Here is a 17,465-nt window from a genome sequence, read left to right as displayed (position 1 = left end):
CTCAGCATCCGAGCGGCGATCGCGCCATGTGAACGTACTGACGTCTTGTGATCTGGAGGCGAGGCCCCACCATGTCCGACAGTGTTTCTCCGCCCGGCGACGATTCCCGGGTCAGGTCCCGCGGGCTGAGCCGCCGCGGCGTGCTGCGCGGCGGCGCTCTGCTCGCCGGCGCCGTGCCCGCCGCGGGCCTGCTGAGCGCGTGCTCCCGGCCCACCGTCGCCGCCTCGAACGGGAAGCCGCAGCGCGGCGGCACGCTGCGCGTCGGCGTCAGCGGCGGCAGCGCCAAGGACAGCCTCGACCCGCACAGCCCGCTCACATACCCCGACCAGTCGCGCGTCGTGAACCTCTTCGAGCCGCTCTTCACGCACGACGCCGAGTACCGCATCAAGCCGCTGCTCGCCGAGTCCCTCGAAGCGTCGAAGGACGGTAAGACGTGGGTGGTGAAGCTGCGCGAGGGCATCGAGTTCCACAACGGCAAGACGCTCGATGCCAACGATGTCATCGCGACCCTGCGCCGCGTCGTCGACCCCAAGGCGCCCACCGCGGGCGCCGGAAGCCTCGCGATGCTCGACGCGAAGGGCCTGAAGCGGGAGAACGCCACCACGGTGCGGATCCCCCTGAAGACTCCGTACGCGCTGTTCGAGGATCTGCTCGCCCAGTACACGCTCGGTGTCGTCCCCGAGGACTTCGACCTCAAGAAGCCGGTCGGCACCGGACCGTTCACGTACCAGTCGTTCAAGCCCGGCGACCGGTCCACCTTCCGGCGGTTCGACGGCTACTGGCGCCGGCCCGCGTACCTCGACGAGGTGGTCATCCTCGACTTCGCCGACGACACCGCGAAGATCAACGCGCTGCTGAGCCGCCAGCTCGACGCCATCGACAACCTGCCGCCCGCCTACATCGACATGATCAAGAACCAGGGCGGGCAGGTGCTGATCTCCAAGACCGGCTCCTGGAACCCCATCACGATGCGCGTCGACACCGCCCCCTTCGACGACGTCCGGGTCCGCCAGGCTTTCCGGCTCATCGTCGACCGGCCCCAGATGGTCGAGCAGGCGCTCGGCGGCCAGGGCCGCGTCGGGAACGACATGTACGCGCCGCTCGACGTGGCCTACGCGAGCGACCTGCCCCAGCGCCACCAGGACCTGGGCCGCGCACGCTCCCTCCTGAAGGCCGCCGGGCACGAGAACCTCAGCGTCGAACTCGTCACCTCCTCCGGAATCGGCGCCGGCTCCATCGAGGCCGCCCAGCTCTTCGCCCAGCAGGCCAAGGGCGCCGGCGTCAAGGTCGACGTCCGCATCACCGACGCCGCGACCTTCTACGGCGACCGTTACCTCAGCTGGCCCCTCGCCCAGGACTACTGGATCACCCGGAACTACGTCCCGCAGGTGGACTCCGGCTCCCTGAAGTCCTCCCCGTACAACGAAACCCACTGGAACGATCCGGAGTTCAACAGCCTCATGACGCGGGCCCGACGCGAATTCGACGCCGACAAGCGCAAGGAACTGCTCCAGGCCGCCCAGAAGATCGAGTACGACCGCGGCGGGCACATCGTCTGGGGGTTCAAGAACCAGGTGGACGCCTACGCGGCCAACGTCACCGGCTTCACCCCGAACTCCAACCTGCCCCTCTCCAACTACGAGTTCCGCAATGTCTCGGTCAGCAACTGAGCCGGCGGCGGTCCCCGCGGCGGACGGGTCCCTCCTCCGCGACGACGCCCCCAGCCCCATACGCACCTGGACCCTCTGGGCGCTGCGCCGCGTCGGCATGGCGGTGCTCACCCTCTGGCTGATCTCCCTGCTGGTGTTCACCGCCACGCACCTGCTCGGCGACCCGGCCGAAGCCATCCTCGGGCGCTCGGCCACCCCCGAACGCCTGGCCGCGCTCCGCTCCGAGCTCGGCCTCGACCGGTCGGCCGTGCACCAGTACTTCTCCTGGCTCGGCGGAGTGCTCACCGGCGACTTCGGCACCTCCCTCGCCACCAAGGGCCCGGTCTCCGCGCTCATCGGCACGAAGATCGTCAACAGCGCCGTCCTCGTGGCCATCTCGGCCGTGATCATCGCCCCGCTGTCGGCGCTCGTCGCCCTCTACTCGGCCCGCCGCCGCGACCGCGCCGTCGACCACGTCATCCAGGTCGCGCTGCTCGGCACCGCCGCGCTCCCCGAGTTCGTGATCGGCATCCTGCTGGTCACCGTCTTCTCCACGGTCGTCTTCACCTGGCTGCCGTCCGTGGCGGTTTCCTGGGCCGGCGGCCCCTGGACCGACCCCGTCGTCATGATCCTGCCGGTCGCGACCCTCACCCTCGCCGTCGTCCCGTACGTCGCCCGCATCCTGCGCGCCAGCCTCATCGAGGTCCTGGAGAGCGACTACGTCGAGATGGCCCGGCTCAAGGGCGTCCCCGAGCGCCGCGCCGTCGCCCGGCACGCCCTCGGCAATGCCGTCGTCCCCGCCATCCAGGTCATGGCGCTCCAGCTCGCCTGGCTCGCCGGGGGAGTGGTCGTCGTGGAGAGCCTCTTCCTCTATCCCGGCATCGGCACCGCCCTCGTCGACGCCGTACGCAACCGCGACGTCCCGGTGATCCAGGCACTCGCCCTGCTGATCGCCGCCGTCTACGTCGTCGTGAACCTGATCGCCGACGTCCTGACCATCCTCGTGACACCCAAACTCCGGACGGGGGTGCGGTGATGGCCACCGCTGTGCTCGACACCAAGACCGGCACGACCGGGGAGGAGCCCGTCCCGCGCCGCTTCCGGCTGCGCGGTGCGCTCGCCTCCGGCCGCACCTGGGTCGGCCTCGTGCTCACCGTCGGCATCGTGGGCATCGCCTTCCTCGGCCCGCTGTTCTCCCCGCACGGCGAGAACGACATCGTCGGCGCCCCCTACTCGGACGCCGCGCCCGGCGCGCTCCTCGGCACCGACTACCTCGGCCAGGACGTGTGGAGCCGGCTCCTCGCGGGCGGCAACTGGGTCGTCGTCACCGCCGTCTCCGCCACCGTCCTCGGCATGGTCCTCGGCGTCGCCGCCGGACTCGTCGCCGGGTACGCGCGCGGCTGGCTCGACGAGGTCGTCATGCGGGTCTGCGACGTGATCCTCGCCTTCCCGCAGATCGTGCTCGTCCTGGTGCTGCTCTCGGTGGCCGGGCCCAAGCGCTGGCTCGTCGTCCTGGTCGTCGGCGTCTCGCACGCGCCGCGCGTCGCCCGCCTCACCCGGGGCATGACGACCGGGCTCGCCACCCGCGAGTTCGTCCAGTCCGCCGAGGCGCTCGGCGAGAAGCGCACCCGGATCCTGTTCCGCGAGCTGCTGCCGAACATGTCGTCGCCGCTCCTCGCCGAACTCGGGCTGCGCCTCACCTACTCGGTCGGCCTGGTCGCCTCCATCGGCTTCCTCGGCTTCGCCTCCGACCCCAGCGCGGCCGACTGGGGCCTGATGATCAACGAGAACCGCCTGGCCCTCGCCGTCCAGCCGTGGGCGATCCTGGCACCCGTCGTCGCCATCGCCGTGCTCGCCCTGGGCACGAACCTGATCGCCGACGGCATCGCTCGCGCGGCGGCGGGTTCCGGGGCCGGTGAGCGGTCGTGAACCGTCTCGTCGCCGGATGCGCGTGCGTCGTGGCCGGGCGCGCAGTTCCCCGCGCCCCTGAAGGCATGCGCTGCGCGCGCCTTCCCCTGAAACCCGCGTCGCGCGCGGCTGCCCCTGGGCGAGCGAAGCTCGCTCCCAGGGGCGCGGGGAACTGCGCGACCGGCCACGACGCACGCCGCAGCCCGCAACGCACATCAACCCGGCAGCCGGGGCCGGCCCCCGCCCCGAAGGGAGCCACCTCATGACCCCTCCGATCACCGACGTCGAGCCGACCGGCACCGAGACCACGGCCTCGTGCACGGTCACCGGCCTGCGAGTGGTGCTCGGCCGCACCGGTCCCGACGTCGTCGACGACATCTCCTTCGACGTCGCCGCGGGCGAGATCCTGGCCCTGGTCGGCGAGTCCGGCAGCGGCAAGACCACCATCGCCACGGCCCTGCTCGCCCACACCCGCCGCGGCGCCCGCGTCGACGCAGGCGAGGTCGTCCTCGACGGCCGCGAACTGCTCGGCGCCCCACCGGCGGAGGCCCGCGGACGCCGCGGCTCCGAGGTCGCCTATGTCCCCCAGGACCCGGCCGCCTCCCTCAACCCCGTGATGCGCATCGGCAGCCAGATCCGCGAAGTGCTCGACGTGCACCACGCGGGCACCCCGGCCGAGCGCGACGCCCGCGTCCGCGAGGTGCTCGCCGAGGTCGCGCTGCCCGACGACGACGCCTTCCTGCGCCGCTACCCGCACCAGCTCTCCGGCGGACAGCTGCAACGCGTCGGCATCGCCATGGCGTTCGCGCTGCGCCCCAAGGTCCTCGTCCTGGACGAGCCGACGACCGGCCTCGACGTCACCACGCAGGCCCATGTCCTCGCCACGGTGCGGGAGTTGTGCGCCCGGCACGACGTGGCGGCCGTCTACGTCACCCACGACCTGGCCGTCGTCGGCGAGTTCGCCCACCGCGTCGCCGTGATGTACGCGGGTCGCATCGTCGAGATCGGCCCGCGCGAGACCGTCTTCGCGACGCCCTCGCACCCGTACACCCGCGCCCTGCTCACCGCCGTCCCCAGTGTCAACGAGGCCCGCGTGCTCACCGGCATCCCCGGCAGCACGCCCTCGCCGGGCCGCCGTCCCACCGGCTGCCGGTTCCGCGACCGCTGCGACTTCGCCGAGGACGCGTGCGCGGAGCGGGAGCCCGAGCTGACCGCCGTCACCGGCAGCGACGTGCGCGCCCGCTGCCGCCGGGTGGACCACGTCCGCGCCCGCCCGCTCACGTTCACCGTCGCCCCGCCGGCCGGCACCGAGCGGCCCGAACCCGTCCTCACCGTGCAGGAGTTGACCGCTCACTACGGCTCCCGGCAGATCCTGCACGGCATCGACCTGACCGTCGGCCGCAACGAGTGCGTGGCCGTCGTCGGCCAGTCCGGCAGCGGCAAGTCGACCCTCTCGCGGGCCGTCGGCGGACTCCACGACGAGTGGACGGGCACTGTCACCTTCCAGGACGAACCGATGCCGCCCGGGGCTCGGCAGCGCGGCCGCGACCTGCGCAAGTCCGTCCAGTACGTGTTCCAGAACCCGTACCTCGCCCTGAACCCCCGGATGACGGTCGGCAAGATCATCCGTCGGCCGCTGGAACTGTTCGGTCTCGCCCGTGGCGCCGCCGCCACCGAGCGCGTGCACGAACTCCTCGCCCAGGTCATGCTCTCGCCCGGGGTCGCCGACCTGCGCCCCGACCGGCTCTCCGGCGGCGAACGCCAGCGCGTCGCGATCGCCCGCGCCCTCGCCTGCGAGCCCGAGCTGCTGATCTGCGACGAGGTGACCTCCGCGCTCGACGTCTCCGTGCAGGCGTCGATCGTGACCCTGCTCGACGAACTGCGCACCAGCCGCGGCCTGTCGATGCTGTTCGTCACCCACAACCTCGCCCTCGTCCGCTCCCTCGCCACCCGCGTCGCCGTCCTCTCCGACGGCCGGATCGTGGAGGAGGGCCCGACCGCCGAGGTCCTGGACCGGCCCGCGCACCCGTACACCCGGCAACTGCTCTCGGACACGCCCGGCCGGAAGGGCGGCGGCGCCCCCGAACCCGTAGGAGAAGACGCCTGATGGCCACCGCACCGGCGGACCCCCGGACCCGCCCCGACGTCGAGTCGCTGCGGGAGCCGCAGCGGCTGATCCCCTGCACCACCGAGATCCCCCGGGCCGCCGCCCCGCAGCCCTGGCCCCGCGCCGAGCGTCCGCTCTCCGCCAAGGTCACCGGGGCGGGCCGGACCATGGACCTCGACGAGTTCCTCGCACTCACCTGCACCACCTCGCTCGTCGTGATCGTCGACGGCACCCTGGTCCACGAGCGCTACTTCCACGGCGTCACCCCCGAGGACCGGCTGCTCGGCAACTCCGCCACCAAGTCGGCCCTCGCCCTTCTGGTCGGGGACATCCCGGAGCTCGACATCGACGCGCCCGCGCGCTCGTACGTCCCCGAACTGAACGACCCTGCCTGCGGCTACCGTGCTGTGACGATCCGTCACCTGCTGGCGATGACCACCGGGGTGGACTGGGTGGAGGACCATCGAGACCCGGCCTCGCCCGCCGCGCGCCTGGTCGCCCCCGTGCGCGAGGGCAAGGGCGGCATCCGCGAACAGCTCACGCGCATCCCGCCGGGCCGTACGCCGGGCACTTCGTTCACGTACTGCACCGCCGACTCGCTCGTCCTCGACTGGGTCCGCGAGCGCGCCACCGGCCTCGACTTCGCCACCCATCTCTCCCGCCTGTGGGACGCCCTCGGCGCCGAGCACCCGGCCGTCGTCGGCCACGACCGGCACGGCGTCGCCATGGCCGGCGGCTCGCTCGCGGCGACGGCCCGCGACTGGGCCCGCCTCGGATGGCTCCAGATGGACGGCAGTTGGGGCGGGCGCGGGCTCGTCCCGCAGGAGTGGACCGACACGACCAGCCGCCCGGGGGAGCCGTTCCTGCACCCGGGCCGACTGCCGGTCACGATCACCGCGCACGCCGGGTTCGGCCACCACTGGTGGCCCCTGGACGTGACGGGGCGCCGGGTCACCGCCGACGGCATGCGCGGCCAGTTCGTGTACGCCGACCGGGACCGGCGCGTGGTCGTCGTCAAGACCTCGGCCTGGCCGCACGGGGACGCCTGGGCCGACATGCAGTACCGCGACCTCTGCTACCTGGCGCTCCCGGCCATCGCGGAGGCGGCCGTGCGCGACTGACCGCCAACTCGCGTGTCCGGCAACGGCCTTGCCGGTGCTAGCGGCCCGGCGCTAGCGTGAGGGCATGCCGAAGACGCAGCTGAACGTGCGGGTGGACGCGGACACCGCGCGCGCCGCCCGCGAGCGGGCCCTGGCCCGCGGGATGAGCGTGAACCGCTACATCGAAGAGCTCGTCCGGCGCGACGCGGGCGAGCAGGGCCGCATGTTCGTCGACGCCGCCGCCGACTTCATGCAGCGCTACGAGGCCGTCTTCGCCGAGGAGTTCGGCCCGGACACGGAAGGCCGGCGCCGCCCCGTTGAGTGAGGCGAGCGGCACCCCGCACTTCACGGTCGACCTCGCCTGGCTGCTGATGGTCGCCGAGCAGAAGACCCCGGGCGACCCGCAGGTCACGGACTGGGGCGCCCTCGTCGCGGCGGTGTCCCGGCACACCGCGCGGATACTCGACCTCCCGGTCTACGACACCCCGCAGGCGCGCGCCGCATCCCTGCTGCAACTCCTCATCCACGTACCGGCGTTGGAACGGTCGAACGCGATGTACGCCACCGCCGTCGCCTACGCGTACCTGGTCGCCAGCGGTGTGCCGGTGACCACGTCCCCGGAGCAGGTCAGGGAACTGGCCCGGCTGGTGAAGCACGACGGCGCGAGCGTCCAGGACATCGAGAAGGAACTGCACGGCTGGAGCCGGTGAGCGTGCCCTAGGGACGACGGGCCGTCCCGAGGACGCAGTACGAGGTCGGCAGCCGCGGCCCGCGATCCGGCACGATCAGCGCCCGGTGCTCCCCGAGCTCGAAACCGGCGTCGCGCAGGTCGGCCACCGTGTCGCGCGCCGTGTGACAGCCGCCGAAGAGCAGCGGCCACACCGTCCGGTCGAGCCCCGTCTGCACCCCGCGCATCGCACGGCCCGGCGCCCTGCCGTGCTCGAAGAACCGCACCTCGCCGCCGGGGCGCAGCACGCGCCGCACCTCACCCAGCGCCCGCGCCACATCGCGCACACTGCACAGCACGATGCAGAGCACCACGGCGTCGTACCCCTCGCTCTTCACCGGCAGCGCCTCCGCAGCCCCGGGCGCCACATCCACCGGGACCTCCGCGCGCTGCGCCGCCTCGACGGCGAGCCGGCGCAGTCCCCGTTCCGGCTCGATGGCGACGACCTCGGCAACGGTGGCGGGGTAGTGCCCGAAGTTCAGCCCGTTCCCCGCCCCGACCTCGAGCACCCGGCCCGAGAGCCCCGCGAGCAGTTCGCTCCGCACCGGGCCCATGAACGGCTCGATCCGTTCACTGAGCCCCGCGTAGAACCGGGCGAACACCGGGTGCCGTACGGCGTCCGCCGCTTTCCGGGGCCGATCCGTCATCGCACGCCTCCCGTCGTCTCCTGACCGAAGTCTTCCCCGCCCGGGGCACACGGCAACGCGGCGCGCACGTTCTGCCGGGTGCCGGGTGCAGGTTGTGTGTGGCTGAGCGCGCAGTTCCCCGCGCCCCTGAGATGCGCACTGCGTGCGCCATCTCATCACCAGAGGCTGCGGCGGAGCCGCAGCCTCAAGGGGAAGGCGCGCGAAGCGCAGCCTTCAGGGGCGCGGGGAACTGCGCGAGAAGCGGCCACCGGGCCGCGCTGGGGGAACTGCCCAGGGGCGCGGGGAACTGCGCGGGAAGAGGCCACCGGCGCGCACCCGGCGGACTACCAGCCGCACTCAACCCGCAGACGAACCCCACCGTCGAGCAAACCCCGCACCGTCCCACACCCCGCCCAGCTCCGGCGCCAGCCACCCCCCAGCGGCGGCGCGGAACTCCGAGACTCCGAGCCCCCCGGAGGACTCCGGTACCGCTCCGAGCAGTGGTGCCCCGGCGACCTTCGGCAGGTCGGCCACGTTGCAGCGCTCGGCGAGGCCCGGATCCCGGGGCCAGGCGCCGATGACCACCCCGGCCTGCGTCAGCCCACGGCCCCGCAGCGCTTCGGCGGTCAGCTGCACGGAGTTCAAGGTGCCCAGCCCGGCCTGCGCCACCACCAGCACCGGCGCCCCGAGCAGCCGCGCGGCGTCCGCGAGCGTGGACCCCCGCTCGTCGAGGTGCACCAGCAACCCGCCCGCGCCCTCGACCAGCACCAGATCGTGCGAGGCCGCCAGCTTCCCGGCCGCCTCCGCGATCTCGGCGGGCCGCACCGGCGGCAGCCCGGCCCGCGCCGCGGCCGTCCCCGGCGCCAGCGGCTCCGGATACCGGGCCAGCTCCATCCCGGTCACCCGCTCACCGGCCAGCCGCACCACCTCGGCGACATCGCCCGGCTCACCCGGCGCGACCCCGGTCTGAGCGGGCTTGAGCACCGCCACCGAACGCCCGGCCCGTACGGCGACCGCCGCCAGCGCCGCCGTCGTCACGGTCTTGCCGATCTCGGTCCCCGTACCGGAGACCACCCATACGGTCATGCCCGTTCATCCTTCCCGCGCCGCGGCGCACACCGCACGCGTGATCCGCGCCAGATCCTCGTCACCCGTGACATACGGCGGCATCGTGTAGACGAGGTCGCGGAACGGCCGCACCCACACCCCCTCGGCGACCGCGGCCCGGGTGGCCGCGGCGACATCCACCTCGTGGTCGAGCTGCACGACACCGATCGCGCCGAGCACCCGGACGTCCCGGACCCCCGGCACGTCCGACGCCGCCGAAAGACCCTCCCGCAGCCCGGCCTCGATCCGCTTCACCTCACCGAGCCAGTCCTGCCCGAGCAACAGGTCGATCGAGGCACAGGCCACGGCGGCCGCCAGCGGATTGCCCATGAACGTAGGACCGTGCGCGAGCACCGGCACCTCGCCGCGCGAGATGCCCTGAGCCACCCGCGCCGTGCACAGCGTCGCGGCCAGCGTCAGATAACCGCCGGTCAGCGCCTTGCCCACACACATCACATCCGGGGTGAGCGCGGCGTGCTCCGCCGCGAACAGCGCGCCGGTGCGCCCGAAGCCCGTAGCGATCTCGTCGAACACCAGCAGCACGTCGTGCGCGTCGCACGCCTCCCGCAGCACCCGCAGATACGCGGGGGAGTGGAACCGCATCCCGCCGGCCCCCTGGACCACCGGCTCCACGATCACGGCGGCCAGCTCGTGCGCGTGCCGCTCCACGGTCTGCCGCAGATGCTCCGCGTACGACTCCTCGTACGCGCTCGGCGGGGCGTCCGCGAACACCTGCTCGGGCAGCACACCGGCCCACAGGCCGTGCATCCCGCCCTCGGGGTCGCACACGGACATCGGCTGCCAGGTGTCACCGTGGTAGCCGCCGCGCCAGGTCAGCATCCTGCGCTTCTCCGGCCGCCCGAGCGAGCGCCAGTACTGCAGGCACATCTTCAGCGCCACCTCGACGGACACGGACCCCGAGTCGGCGAGGAACACGTGTTCAAGACCGGCCGGAGACATCTCGACCAGCCGTTGCGCGAGCCGGACCGCCGGTTCGTGGGTGAGCCCGCCGAACATGACGTGGCTCATCCGTTTCAACTGCCCGCGCGCCGCCTCGTTGAGCACCGGGTGGTTGTAGCCGTGGATCGCCGACCACCACGACGACATCCCGTCGACCAGCTCGCCGTGCCCGGCGACCCGCAGCCGCACCCCGGCCGCCGACTCGACGACCAGGGGCTGCTGCCGTCCCGGCATGGGACCGTACGGATGCCAGACGTGATCGCGGTCGAGCCGGAGCAGTTCCTCGATACGCGGATCAGGCATTGGGCGCGAGATCCGTCCCGGCGCCCCGGCGGCGCACGGCGACCAGGTCGGTCCGTGCCTCCGTCGCCTCGGGAGCCGTGGTGGCCGCCGGTCCCTCCTCGGATCCGCACACCGAGCCGCAGCCGCCCGCGCGATGCTCCGGCAGCGTCACCTGGTCGGTGCCCTCCACCTCGAACCCCGCGTCGGCGATCATCTCCAGGTCCGCCCGGCCCGCCTGGCCCTCACTGGTGAGGTAGTCGCCCAGGAAGATCGAGTTGGCGATGTGCAGGGCGAGCGGCTGCATCGAGCGCAGATGCACCTCACGGCCGCCCGCGATCCGCACCTCCACGTCCGGGCAGACGAACCGGACCATGGCCAGGATCCGCAGACAGCGCTGCGGCGTCAGGTTCCACTCCTTGGCCAGCGGCGTCCCCTCGAACGGGATCAGGAAGTTCACCGGCACCGAGTCCGGGTCCAGTTCGCGCAGCCCGAACACGACGTCGACCAGGTCCTCGTCGCTCTCGCCCATGCCGGCGATGAGCCCGGAACAGGCGGACAGGCCCGCCGCGTGCGCCTTCTGCACCGTGTCGACCCGGTCGGCATACGTGTGCGTCGTGGTGATGTCGCCGTACGTCGCCTCGGACGTGTTCAGGTTGTGGTTGTAGGCATCGGCGCCCGCACCGCGCAGCCGCTCCGCCTGCCCGTCGGAGAGCAGGCCCAGGCAGGCGCACACCTCGACGCCCTCGTTCTCCGACTTGATCGCGTCGATGGTCGCCGCGACCCGGTCCACGTCCTTGTCCGTGGGGCCGCGCCCGCTCGCCACCAGGCAGACCCGCTTGGCGCCGCCCGCGACACCCGCGGCGGCCGCCTGCGACGCCTCGTCCGGCTTGAGCCAGGTGTACTTGAGGATCTCCGCCTTCGAGCCGAGCCGCTGGGAGCAGTACGAGCAATCCTCCGGGCACAGGCCCGACTTGAGGTTCACCAGGTAGTTCAGCTTCACCCGGCGCCCGAACCACTGGCGGCGCACCTTGCCGGCCGCGGCCACCACGTCGAGCAGTTCGTCGTCCGGCGTCGCCAGGACGGCGAGCGCTTCTTCACGGCTCGGCGTCTCGCGCCGAAGCCCCTTGTCCACCAGCGTGTTCAGCAGGTCCATGAGCCCTGATCCTGACTCAAAGGTGCGCTCCGGCGAAAGGAGAGTTCGTACAAAGGACGGTGCTCGACGTGTGGGTATTGCCACACCCTGGGCCGGTGGCGGGCCGACTAGGGTCTGTGCATTACCTACAAACAGAGGGAGTCATGGCTCCAGCGCACAGCACCCCCGCCCCCGCCGTCGCCCCGGCCTTCGGCTGGCTCGGCGAGCAGCGCCGCGCCCGCGAGAGCGCCGGACTCGTCCGCACCCTGCGCCCTCGTCCCGCCGACTCCCCGCTGCTCGATCTGGCGAGCAACGACTATCTGGGCCTCGCCCGGCACCCCGAGACCGTCGCGGGGGCGGTCGAGGCGGCACGTCGCTGGGGCGGCGGCGCGACCGGTTCGCGGCTCGTCACCGGTACCACCGAACTCCACGCCGAACTGGAGCGGGAGCTGGCGGAGTTCTGCGGATTCGAGGCGGCGCTCGTGCTGTCGTCCGGTTACGCGGCGAACCTCGCGGCCGTCACGGCGCTCGCTCCGCAGGGCTCGCTGATCGTCTCCGACGCGGCCAATCACGCGTCCCTGATCGACGGATGCCGGCTGGCCCGCGCGAGCACCCGGGTCGTGCCGCACGCCGATCCCGGAGCCGTCCGCGCGGCCCTCTCCGCGCACGACGGCCCGGCCGTGGTGGTCAGCGACACCGTCTTCTCGGTCGACGGGGACCGCGCGCCGCTCAGCGAACTGGGCGATGTGGCCCGCGAGTTCGGGGCCGGACTGATCGTCGACGACGCGCACGGGCTCGGTGTGCTCGGGGCGGGCGGTCGCGGCGCCCCGGACGCGGCGGGCCTCGCGGGCGACCCCGGCACCGTCGCCACCGTGACCCTCTCGAAGTCGTTCGGCAGCCAGGGCGGCGCGGTCCTCGGCCCGGCGCCGGTCATCGAGCACCTCGTCAACACGGCGCGTACGTTCATCTTCGACACCGGCCTCGCCCCGGCCGCGGTCGGCGCCGCGCTCGCGGCGCTGCGTCTGCTGCGCCGCGAACCTCGGCGGGCGGCACGGGCCCGCGAGGTCGCGGCGACGCTGCATCAACTCCTCACGGATGAGGGCCTGTCGGCCGTGCGCCCGGACGCGGCGGTGGTCTCCGTGCGCGCACCCTCGCCCGACGAAGCGGTGCGCTGGGCCGCGGCCTGCCGGGCGGCGGGACTGGCGGTGGGCTGTTTCCGTCCGCCCTCGGTGCCGGACGGTGTCTCACGGCTGCGGCTGACCGCCCGCGCCGACCTCACCGACGAGCAACTCGCCGAGGCGGTGCGGGTGATCAGCCGAACGGCTCCCCGGGGCGCGGTCAGCGCAGGGAGCCGATGAACCCTTCCCAGGCGTGAGGAGCGAACAGCACGGCGGGTCCCGCCGTGTCCTTGGAGTCGCGGACGGCCAGGAGACCGGCCGCGGGCCCCGAGGACAAGGGGGCCGTCTCGACGCAGTTGTTGGCGCCTGTGCTGCGGCTGCTCCGCCGCCACAGTGCGCCGCTCAGTGACATGCTGTCGGAAACGTACCGAGGCAGTGCATTCATGGTGCCTCCCTGACGCAGTGCCGGAGCGTGACGGAGCGTCGGCGACCCCGCACACCCGGCTATCCGGCGATCTGTGCGATGAACTCCAGCGAGTCCTCGGGCGAAAGAGCGTGTCCCAGAAGAGCTTCAAAGGCGTCCGTGTACGCCGTGAGGTCTTCTTTCTGCTCGAGGTAGAGGCTACTCGTCAAATGGTCGAGAACAACCACATCCAGATCAGTTGTGTTCGGAAATGAGAACACAACGAAAGGCCCGGTGATACCGAGGTGACCACCTGCCGAGAAGGGAAGCACCTGAATCCGGACATGCGGCAGCCGGGCCACCTCGGCCAAATGTGCCAATTGCCTTTGCAGAATGTCTTTTCCGCCCACTTCGCGCCGGAGTACCGCCTCGTCGAGGATGGCCGTCAACTGCAGGGGTGTCTGCGAACGCAGCACCTCCTGTCGCGCGAGACGCACTTCCACCAGCGCCTCGATATGCCCCTCGGACATGCCGCCGAGAACGGATCGCGTCACCGCGTAGGCATACTCCGGTGTCTGCAGCAGCCCGGGCACGACACTGTTCTCCAGCGTCCAGATCCGGCATGCCTGTGACTCCAGGCTGATGAAGTCGCGGTAAGCGGGCGGCAGCAGACCGCGGTACGCGTGCCACCAGTGACTCCCGCCGACGTCCTCCGTTCCCGCCAACGCCACCACGAGCTGACGTAGTTGCGGGTCCTTGGCGTCGAAGGCGTCGAGCAGACGGAGTACGTCCGAGGCCTTCACGCCACTGCGTCCTGTCTCGATCCGGCTCACCTTCGACTGGTGCCATCCGACGAGTCGCGCGGCCTCACCACTGGTGAGGCCGGCACCCACGCGCAGCGCGCGCAATTCGGCACCCAGCTTGCGGCGGCGTACCGCGGGACCGTACTTCATGCTGACTCCTCTGCCCCTCGGGCCGCGCGGCCGTTCTCCCTCCCGGCCCGTGCGGTGACGGCTCCTGAGCAGACGGTAGAGGAACCGGCGTGCGCTCGCCCAAATACGGTCTACCGTCGCAGAGTTCACCGCTTCGGGCGACAGATATATGCATATCTTGGGGGATCGCCACCCTGGAAGCGCATCCAAGTGGCACGCTGGCGCGAAGCAGTAGCCGGGGCCGGTGAAGTGAAGCATCCGCGGCGGGCGGTCGAGCGGCCCCGGCAGGAAAGGGACGACTTCGCCATGGCAGACCACCAGGAAGCATCCGTCACACTGCCGAGCGACCCCGCGTCGGTCTCCACGGCCCGGAGGTACGTGAGCAACGTGCTGACGGAGTGGGGCATGCCGGGCGACGGTGACGCGGCCGACACGGTCCGGCTGATCGTCTCCGAACTCGCGACGAACGCGGTGCAGCACACCCGGGGTCTGTCCCCCACCTTCACCGTCGAGCTGGAACTGGAGCGGGACGAGCGGCTGCGGATCGGCGTCACCGACAGCCACCCCCGCTATCCCAAGCGGCTGCCCGCCGCGGTCCAGCAGGACAACGGACGGGGCATGGTCATCATCCGCTGCCTGACGGCGGAGTGCGGCGGCAGACTCTCGGTCTGCCCGACCCCCGAGGGCGGCAAGACGGTGTGGATCGCGCTGCCGTGGAAGAACGCCGTGGCCGGCGGCGGCGTCCACCCGTCCCCGACCGGCTGAGCACCGGTCAGCCGGACGACTTCTCCGTACCAGGAGCATCCGGAGCATCCGGAGGACCCGGAGGACCCGGAGGACCCGGAGCACCCGGAGACTCCGCCCGCCCCGCCAGGGAGCGGCGCAGCAGGCCGGGGAGCACGCCCCACAGCCCCGCGCACACCAGGAACGTTCCTGCGCCCGCGGCGATGCCGCCGCCCCGGCCGACCGTCACATCGACCACCAGCAGCACCGAACCCGTGAGCGCGAGGGAGAGCGCGGCCATGCCGCACGCGGCGAGCCGTGACGAGACCCGGACGATCCGGGGCTTCGCCCCCAACTGGAACAGCACCCGGTGCACCGCGGCGGGCGCCATCAGCAGGGCGGCCGCGACGACCGAGAGGAGCAGCGTCGTCACATAGGTGGCGCGCTGCACCGTGTCGAGCGAGGGAAAGCGCGGCGTGAACGCGAGGGTGAGCAGAAAAGCGAACAGGAATTGCACGCCGGTCTGGGTGACCCGGAGCTCCTGCAACAGCTCGCCGTAGTTCCGGTCGGCCCGCTCCAGGGGCGTCTCGTTCCGTTCGTCCATGCGGTGCGAGTAACCCTTCCCGGCCGATCGAGGCATGGCGGCGGGCCTGGCGCCCGGCCCGTCACCACATCCTGGCCGACGGCGAACGTCAGCGCACTCGGCCGTACCAGACGCTCTTGGTCCAGATCTTCTCCAGCCGCACCACGGCCCCCGTCTTCGGGGAGTGCCACATGCGTCCCTTACCGGCGTAGATGCCGACGTGGTAGACGCTCCGGCCGGAGTGGAAGAACACCAGGTCACCACGCTTGCGGTGGGCCCCGGAGACATGGCGGGTCTTGTTGTACTGCTGCGCGGCGGTGCGGGGCAGCTTCTTGCCCGCCCGCTTGAACGAGTACAGCGTGAGTCCCGAGCAGTCGAACCGGTGCGGTCCGGTGGCGCCCCACTTGTACGGCGCCCCCTTCTTCGAGGCCGCGACCTGGAGGGCCTTGGACGAGGCCACGGCTGCCGATGCCTCGGGCGCGGCGCCGGGGACCAGCAGTCCGGCGCCCGCGACGGCGAGGCTCAGGACCGAGGCGGTGCCGGCCCTGGTCAGCAGCGAGGGGACACGATTGAGCGCGGTCATGCGCAACCCTTCGTCAGCCGCCTGCGAAGGATGACCTGTCGGGTTCGGGCTGGCGAAGATGCCCGGCCGCGGGACGCGGCTTCACCCCAAGGACTGCTCGCAGCGGCTGCTGCGGCGGCCCGTCGTACCTGGGTCCTCCACTCCTGCCGATCCACTTCTGTCGACCTGGCATCCGGGCGGCGGCAGGACTCGGCGTCCGCACGGACCGCCCCGCCGCGGCGGCGGGGGCTTGTCGTCGGAAGGGATCTTGACCCACCTCTGCGGTGAAAACCGAGCTGAACCGGCGGTAAGTGAGGCTCCTCACGCTTGACCCGTTCAGGTGGACAGTGCGGCTTTCGGAGCCCGGCGGCCACCCTCGACCATGCCCGCACCAGGCACGGAACCGAAAATTCCGGTGTCTGCCTACCGCCGTCGCGCAACTCTTGCGGTCTTCATCGTCTACTCATATCTACGCCATCCGGCGGTACCCCATCTGGCCCGTTTCGCCGCGGACGCGGACGACGTGGTCACCGAGGGGCGCCGAACGACTTCGACTGTCCATCAGGTGACCTTTTCTGGCGGCAATGTGACTGCCTGTGTTCGCCTCTCGCCGTCCAGGACGCGCAGCGCCCGCGCCAGGGTCTCCGCGTGCACCCGGCTCTCGCCCCGCTGGTGCATCAGGGCCAGGGCGTCCCGGAGTGCCGCGGCCCGGGCGACGAGCGCCTGGGCCGCCCGCAGGCCCCGGTAGGTGTCGTCGCCGCGCGCCGGATTGATCCGCGCCATCAGATCGACGACGGCCAGATAGCCGTCCACCAGCTCGCACTCGGCGCGGGTCAGCGCGGGCAGCGGTGGCAGTTCGGGCGGATACACGGCCGCCTCACCTCGCGCCCGGGACGCCGTGCGTGTTCTTGCGGCTCCGCAGCACGTGGTCCACCAGCCCGTACTCCAGCGCCTGTTCCGCCGTGAGTACGGTGTCCCGCTCGATGTCCGCGCCGATCCGCTCTGTCGGCCGCCCCGAGTGGCGTGCGAGCAGCTCCTCAAGCCGGGCCCGGACGCGCTCCATCTCGCGGGCCTGGATCTCCAGGTCGGTGGGCTGCCCCTGGGCCGGCTCGGGCAGCGCGGGCTGGTCGAGCACCACCCGCGACCCGGGCAGCATCATCCGCTTGCCCGGCGCCCCCGCGGCCAGCAGCACCGCGGCCACCGACGCGGCCTGCCCCAGGCAGGTCGTCGCCACGTCGCACCTCACGTACCGCATCGTGTCGTAGATCGCCGTCATGGCGCTGAACGAGCCGCCGGGGGAGTTGATGTACAGCGCGATGTCCTGCTCGGGCGCCGTGTGTTCGAGGTGCATCAGCTGCGCCATCACATCGTTCGCCGACGTGTCGTCGATCGGGGTCCCGAGCATGACGATGCGCTCTTCCAGGAGCTTGGAGTAGGGGTCGAGGGTGCGCTGCCCCGACGTGGTGCGCTCGGTGAACTCGGGCAGGACATAACGGCCGTACGGGCGGGTCATGGAGCCTCCAAAGGCGATGCGGGCGCTGTGGGC

At 71.9% G+C, this 17,465-nt stretch carries 19 protein-coding genes and 1 riboswitch; of the genes, 9 read left to right on the top strand and 10 right to left on the bottom strand.

Annotation, left to right across the window (positions count from 1 at the left end):
• Positions 1-71: 71 nt before the first annotated feature.
• The 7 genes from K377_RS13580 (at position 72) to K377_RS13550 (ending at position 7,474) form a co-directional block, all read left to right on the top strand.
• A complete protein-coding gene (locus K377_RS13580) occupies positions 72-1,670 on the top strand; it encodes an ABC transporter substrate-binding protein (protein ID WP_237551970.1) in 1,599 nt (532 codons plus the stop codon).
• On the top strand, positions 1,651-2,685 hold the full coding sequence (locus K377_RS13575) for an ABC transporter permease (RefSeq protein ID WP_202455912.1): 1,035 nt from the start codon (positions 1,651-1,653) through the stop codon (positions 2,683-2,685). The genes K377_RS13580 and K377_RS13575 overlap by 20 nt, the downstream gene beginning before the upstream one ends.
• Positions 2,685-3,578 (top strand): ABC transporter permease, encoded by an 894-nt coding sequence (locus tag K377_RS13570; RefSeq protein WP_111663546.1) that lies wholly within the window; start codon positions 2,685-2,687, stop codon positions 3,576-3,578. Before K377_RS13575 ends, K377_RS13570 begins: the two co-directional genes overlap by 1 nt.
• A 241-nt stretch (positions 3,579-3,819) precedes the next feature.
• Entirely contained in the window at positions 3,820-5,664 is a 1,845-nt protein-coding gene (locus K377_RS42715; RefSeq protein WP_111663545.1) for an ABC transporter ATP-binding protein, read from the top strand.
• Positions 5,664-6,785 (top strand): serine hydrolase, encoded by a 1,122-nt coding sequence (locus K377_RS13560; RefSeq protein WP_111663544.1) that lies wholly within the window; start codon positions 5,664-5,666, stop codon positions 6,783-6,785. The genes K377_RS42715 and K377_RS13560 overlap by 1 nt, the downstream gene beginning before the upstream one ends.
• Positions 6,786-6,849: 64 nt before the next feature.
• A complete protein-coding gene (locus K377_RS13555; protein WP_111663543.1) occupies positions 6,850-7,089 on the top strand; it encodes a toxin-antitoxin system HicB family antitoxin in 240 nt (79 codons plus the stop codon).
• A 46-nt stretch (positions 7,090-7,135) separates the two neighbouring features.
• Entirely contained in the window at positions 7,136-7,474 is a 339-nt protein-coding gene (locus K377_RS13550; protein WP_111663726.1) for a fic family toxin-antitoxin system, toxin component, read from the top strand.
• Between the two features lie 7 nt (positions 7,475-7,481).
• Here the strand turns inward: K377_RS13550 and K377_RS13545 are convergent, their stop codons facing one another.
• The 4 genes from K377_RS13545 to bioB all read right to left on the bottom strand — a co-directional run bounded on the left by K377_RS13545 (position 7,482) and on the right by bioB (position 11,619).
• The gene (locus tag K377_RS13545) at positions 7,482-8,138 is read right to left on the bottom strand and encodes a class I SAM-dependent methyltransferase (RefSeq protein ID WP_111663542.1); all 657 of its coding nucleotides are present in this window, start codon (positions 8,136-8,138) and stop codon (positions 7,482-7,484) included.
• Between the two features lie 336 nt (positions 8,139-8,474).
• A complete protein-coding gene (gene bioD, locus K377_RS13540) occupies positions 8,475-9,203 on the bottom strand; it encodes a dethiobiotin synthase (protein ID WP_111663541.1) in 729 nt (242 codons plus the stop codon).
• 6 nt (positions 9,204-9,209) lie between these two features.
• A complete protein-coding gene (locus K377_RS13535; RefSeq protein WP_111663540.1) occupies positions 9,210-10,487 on the bottom strand; it encodes an adenosylmethionine--8-amino-7-oxononanoate transaminase in 1,278 nt (425 codons plus the stop codon).
• Positions 10,480-11,619, bottom strand: a complete 1,140-nt coding sequence (bioB, locus tag K377_RS13530; RefSeq protein WP_111663539.1) for a biotin synthase BioB — start codon at positions 11,617-11,619, stop codon at positions 10,480-10,482. Before bioB ends, K377_RS13535 begins: the two co-directional genes overlap by 8 nt.
• 143 nt (positions 11,620-11,762) lie before the next feature.
• On the opposite strand from bioB, the gene K377_RS13525 reads away from it, so the two are divergent.
• The gene (locus tag K377_RS13525; RefSeq protein ID WP_111663538.1) at positions 11,763-12,956 is read left to right on the top strand and encodes an 8-amino-7-oxononanoate synthase; all 1,194 of its coding nucleotides are present in this window, start codon (positions 11,763-11,765) and stop codon (positions 12,954-12,956) included.
• Here the strand turns inward: K377_RS13525 and K377_RS13520 are convergent.
• Both K377_RS13520 and K377_RS13515 read right to left on the bottom strand, forming a co-directional pair.
• Positions 12,937-13,161 (bottom strand): DUF397 domain-containing protein, encoded by a 225-nt coding sequence (locus K377_RS13520; protein WP_111663537.1) that lies wholly within the window; start codon positions 13,159-13,161, stop codon positions 12,937-12,939. The genes K377_RS13525 and K377_RS13520 overlap by 20 nt on opposite strands.
• A 59-nt stretch (positions 13,162-13,220) precedes the next feature.
• On the bottom strand, positions 13,221-14,072 hold the full coding sequence (locus K377_RS13515; RefSeq protein ID WP_111663536.1) for a helix-turn-helix transcriptional regulator: 852 nt from the start codon (positions 14,070-14,072) through the stop codon (positions 13,221-13,223).
• A 285-nt stretch (positions 14,073-14,357) separates the two neighbouring features.
• Between K377_RS13515 and K377_RS13510 the strand changes: the two genes are divergently transcribed.
• Positions 14,358-14,816, top strand: a complete 459-nt coding sequence (locus K377_RS13510; RefSeq protein ID WP_111663535.1) for an ATP-binding protein — start codon at positions 14,358-14,360, stop codon at positions 14,814-14,816.
• 7 nt (positions 14,817-14,823) lie between these two features.
• Here K377_RS13510 and K377_RS13505 read toward each other — a convergent pair whose 3' ends face one another.
• The 4 genes from K377_RS13505 to K377_RS13490 form a co-directional block, all read right to left on the bottom strand.
• Positions 14,824-15,378: a DUF6328 family protein gene (locus K377_RS13505; protein WP_111663534.1), complete on the bottom strand. Its 555-nt coding sequence runs from the start codon at positions 15,376-15,378 to the stop codon at positions 14,824-14,826.
• Between the two features lie 88 nt (positions 15,379-15,466).
• Positions 15,467-15,940 carry a C40 family peptidase gene (locus K377_RS13500; protein WP_111663533.1) on the bottom strand — a complete coding sequence of 158 codons (474 nt, stop codon included), beginning with the start codon at positions 15,938-15,940 and terminating at the stop codon, positions 15,467-15,469.
• Between the two features lie 3 nt (positions 15,941-15,943).
• A riboswitch (cyclic di-AMP (ydaO/yuaA leader) is annotated at positions 15,944-16,145 on the bottom strand.
• Between the two features lie 335 nt (positions 16,146-16,480).
• On the bottom strand, positions 16,481-16,789 hold the full coding sequence (locus K377_RS13495) for a hypothetical protein (protein WP_111663532.1): 309 nt from the start codon (positions 16,787-16,789) through the stop codon (positions 16,481-16,483).
• Positions 16,790-16,796: 7 nt separating this feature from the next.
• Positions 16,797-17,432, bottom strand: coding sequence for an ATP-dependent Clp protease proteolytic subunit (locus K377_RS13490; RefSeq protein ID WP_111663725.1), 636 nt, complete (start codon positions 17,430-17,432; stop codon positions 16,797-16,799).
• Positions 17,433-17,465 lie beyond the last annotated feature (33 nt).

This window comes from Streptomyces sp. PsTaAH-137 (assembly GCF_003259365.1).
In the GTDB taxonomy this organism is placed as follows: Bacteria; Actinomycetota; Actinomycetes; order Streptomycetales; family Streptomycetaceae; genus Streptomyces.
This window is presented reverse-complemented; position numbering and strand designations above follow the sequence as displayed.

What these genes read in the sequence shown, in the direction of transcription:
- K377_RS13580 (WP_237551970.1), top strand. Translation starts at nt 72, where the DNA reads ATGTCCGACAGTGTTTCTCCGCCCGGCGACGATTCCCGGGTCAGGTCC.
- K377_RS13575 (WP_202455912.1), top strand. Translation starts at nt 1,651, where the DNA reads ATGTCTCGGTCAGCAACTGAGCCGGCGGCGGTCCCCGCGGCGGACGGG.
- K377_RS13570 (WP_111663546.1), top strand. Translation starts at nt 2,685, where the DNA reads ATGGCCACCGCTGTGCTCGACACCAAGACCGGCACGACCGGGGAGGAG.
- K377_RS42715 (WP_111663545.1), top strand. Translation starts at nt 3,820, where the DNA reads ATGACCCCTCCGATCACCGACGTCGAGCCGACCGGCACCGAGACCACG.
- K377_RS13560 (WP_111663544.1), top strand. Translation starts at nt 5,664, where the DNA reads ATGGCCACCGCACCGGCGGACCCCCGGACCCGCCCCGACGTCGAGTCG.
- K377_RS13555 (WP_111663543.1), top strand. Translation starts at nt 6,850, where the DNA reads ATGCCGAAGACGCAGCTGAACGTGCGGGTGGACGCGGACACCGCGCGC.
- K377_RS13550 (WP_111663726.1), top strand. Translation starts at nt 7,136, where the DNA reads ATGGTCGCCGAGCAGAAGACCCCGGGCGACCCGCAGGTCACGGACTGG.
- K377_RS13545 (WP_111663542.1), bottom strand. Translation starts at nt 8,138, where the DNA reads ATGACGGATCGGCCCCGGAAAGCGGCGGACGCCGTACGGCACCCGGTG.
- bioD (WP_111663541.1), bottom strand. Translation starts at nt 9,203, where the DNA reads ATGACCGTATGGGTGGTCTCCGGTACGGGGACCGAGATCGGCAAGACC.
- K377_RS13535 (WP_111663540.1), bottom strand. Translation starts at nt 10,487, where the DNA reads ATGCCTGATCCGCGTATCGAGGAACTGCTCCGGCTCGACCGCGATCAC.
- bioB (WP_111663539.1), bottom strand. Translation starts at nt 11,619, where the DNA reads ATGGACCTGCTGAACACGCTGGTGGACAAGGGGCTTCGGCGCGAGACG.
- K377_RS13525 (WP_111663538.1), top strand. Translation starts at nt 11,763, where the DNA reads ATGGCTCCAGCGCACAGCACCCCCGCCCCCGCCGTCGCCCCGGCCTTC.
- K377_RS13520 (WP_111663537.1), bottom strand. Translation starts at nt 13,161, where the DNA reads ATGAATGCACTGCCTCGGTACGTTTCCGACAGCATGTCACTGAGCGGC.
- K377_RS13515 (WP_111663536.1), bottom strand. Translation starts at nt 14,072, where the DNA reads ATGAAGTACGGTCCCGCGGTACGCCGCCGCAAGCTGGGTGCCGAATTG.
- K377_RS13510 (WP_111663535.1), top strand. Translation starts at nt 14,358, where the DNA reads ATGGCAGACCACCAGGAAGCATCCGTCACACTGCCGAGCGACCCCGCG.
- K377_RS13505 (WP_111663534.1), bottom strand. Translation starts at nt 15,378, where the DNA reads ATGGACGAACGGAACGAGACGCCCCTGGAGCGGGCCGACCGGAACTAC.
- K377_RS13500 (WP_111663533.1), bottom strand. Translation starts at nt 15,940, where the DNA reads ATGACCGCGCTCAATCGTGTCCCCTCGCTGCTGACCAGGGCCGGCACC.
- K377_RS13490 (WP_111663725.1), bottom strand. Translation starts at nt 17,432, where the DNA reads ATGACCCGCCCGTACGGCCGTTATGTCCTGCCCGAGTTCACCGAGCGC.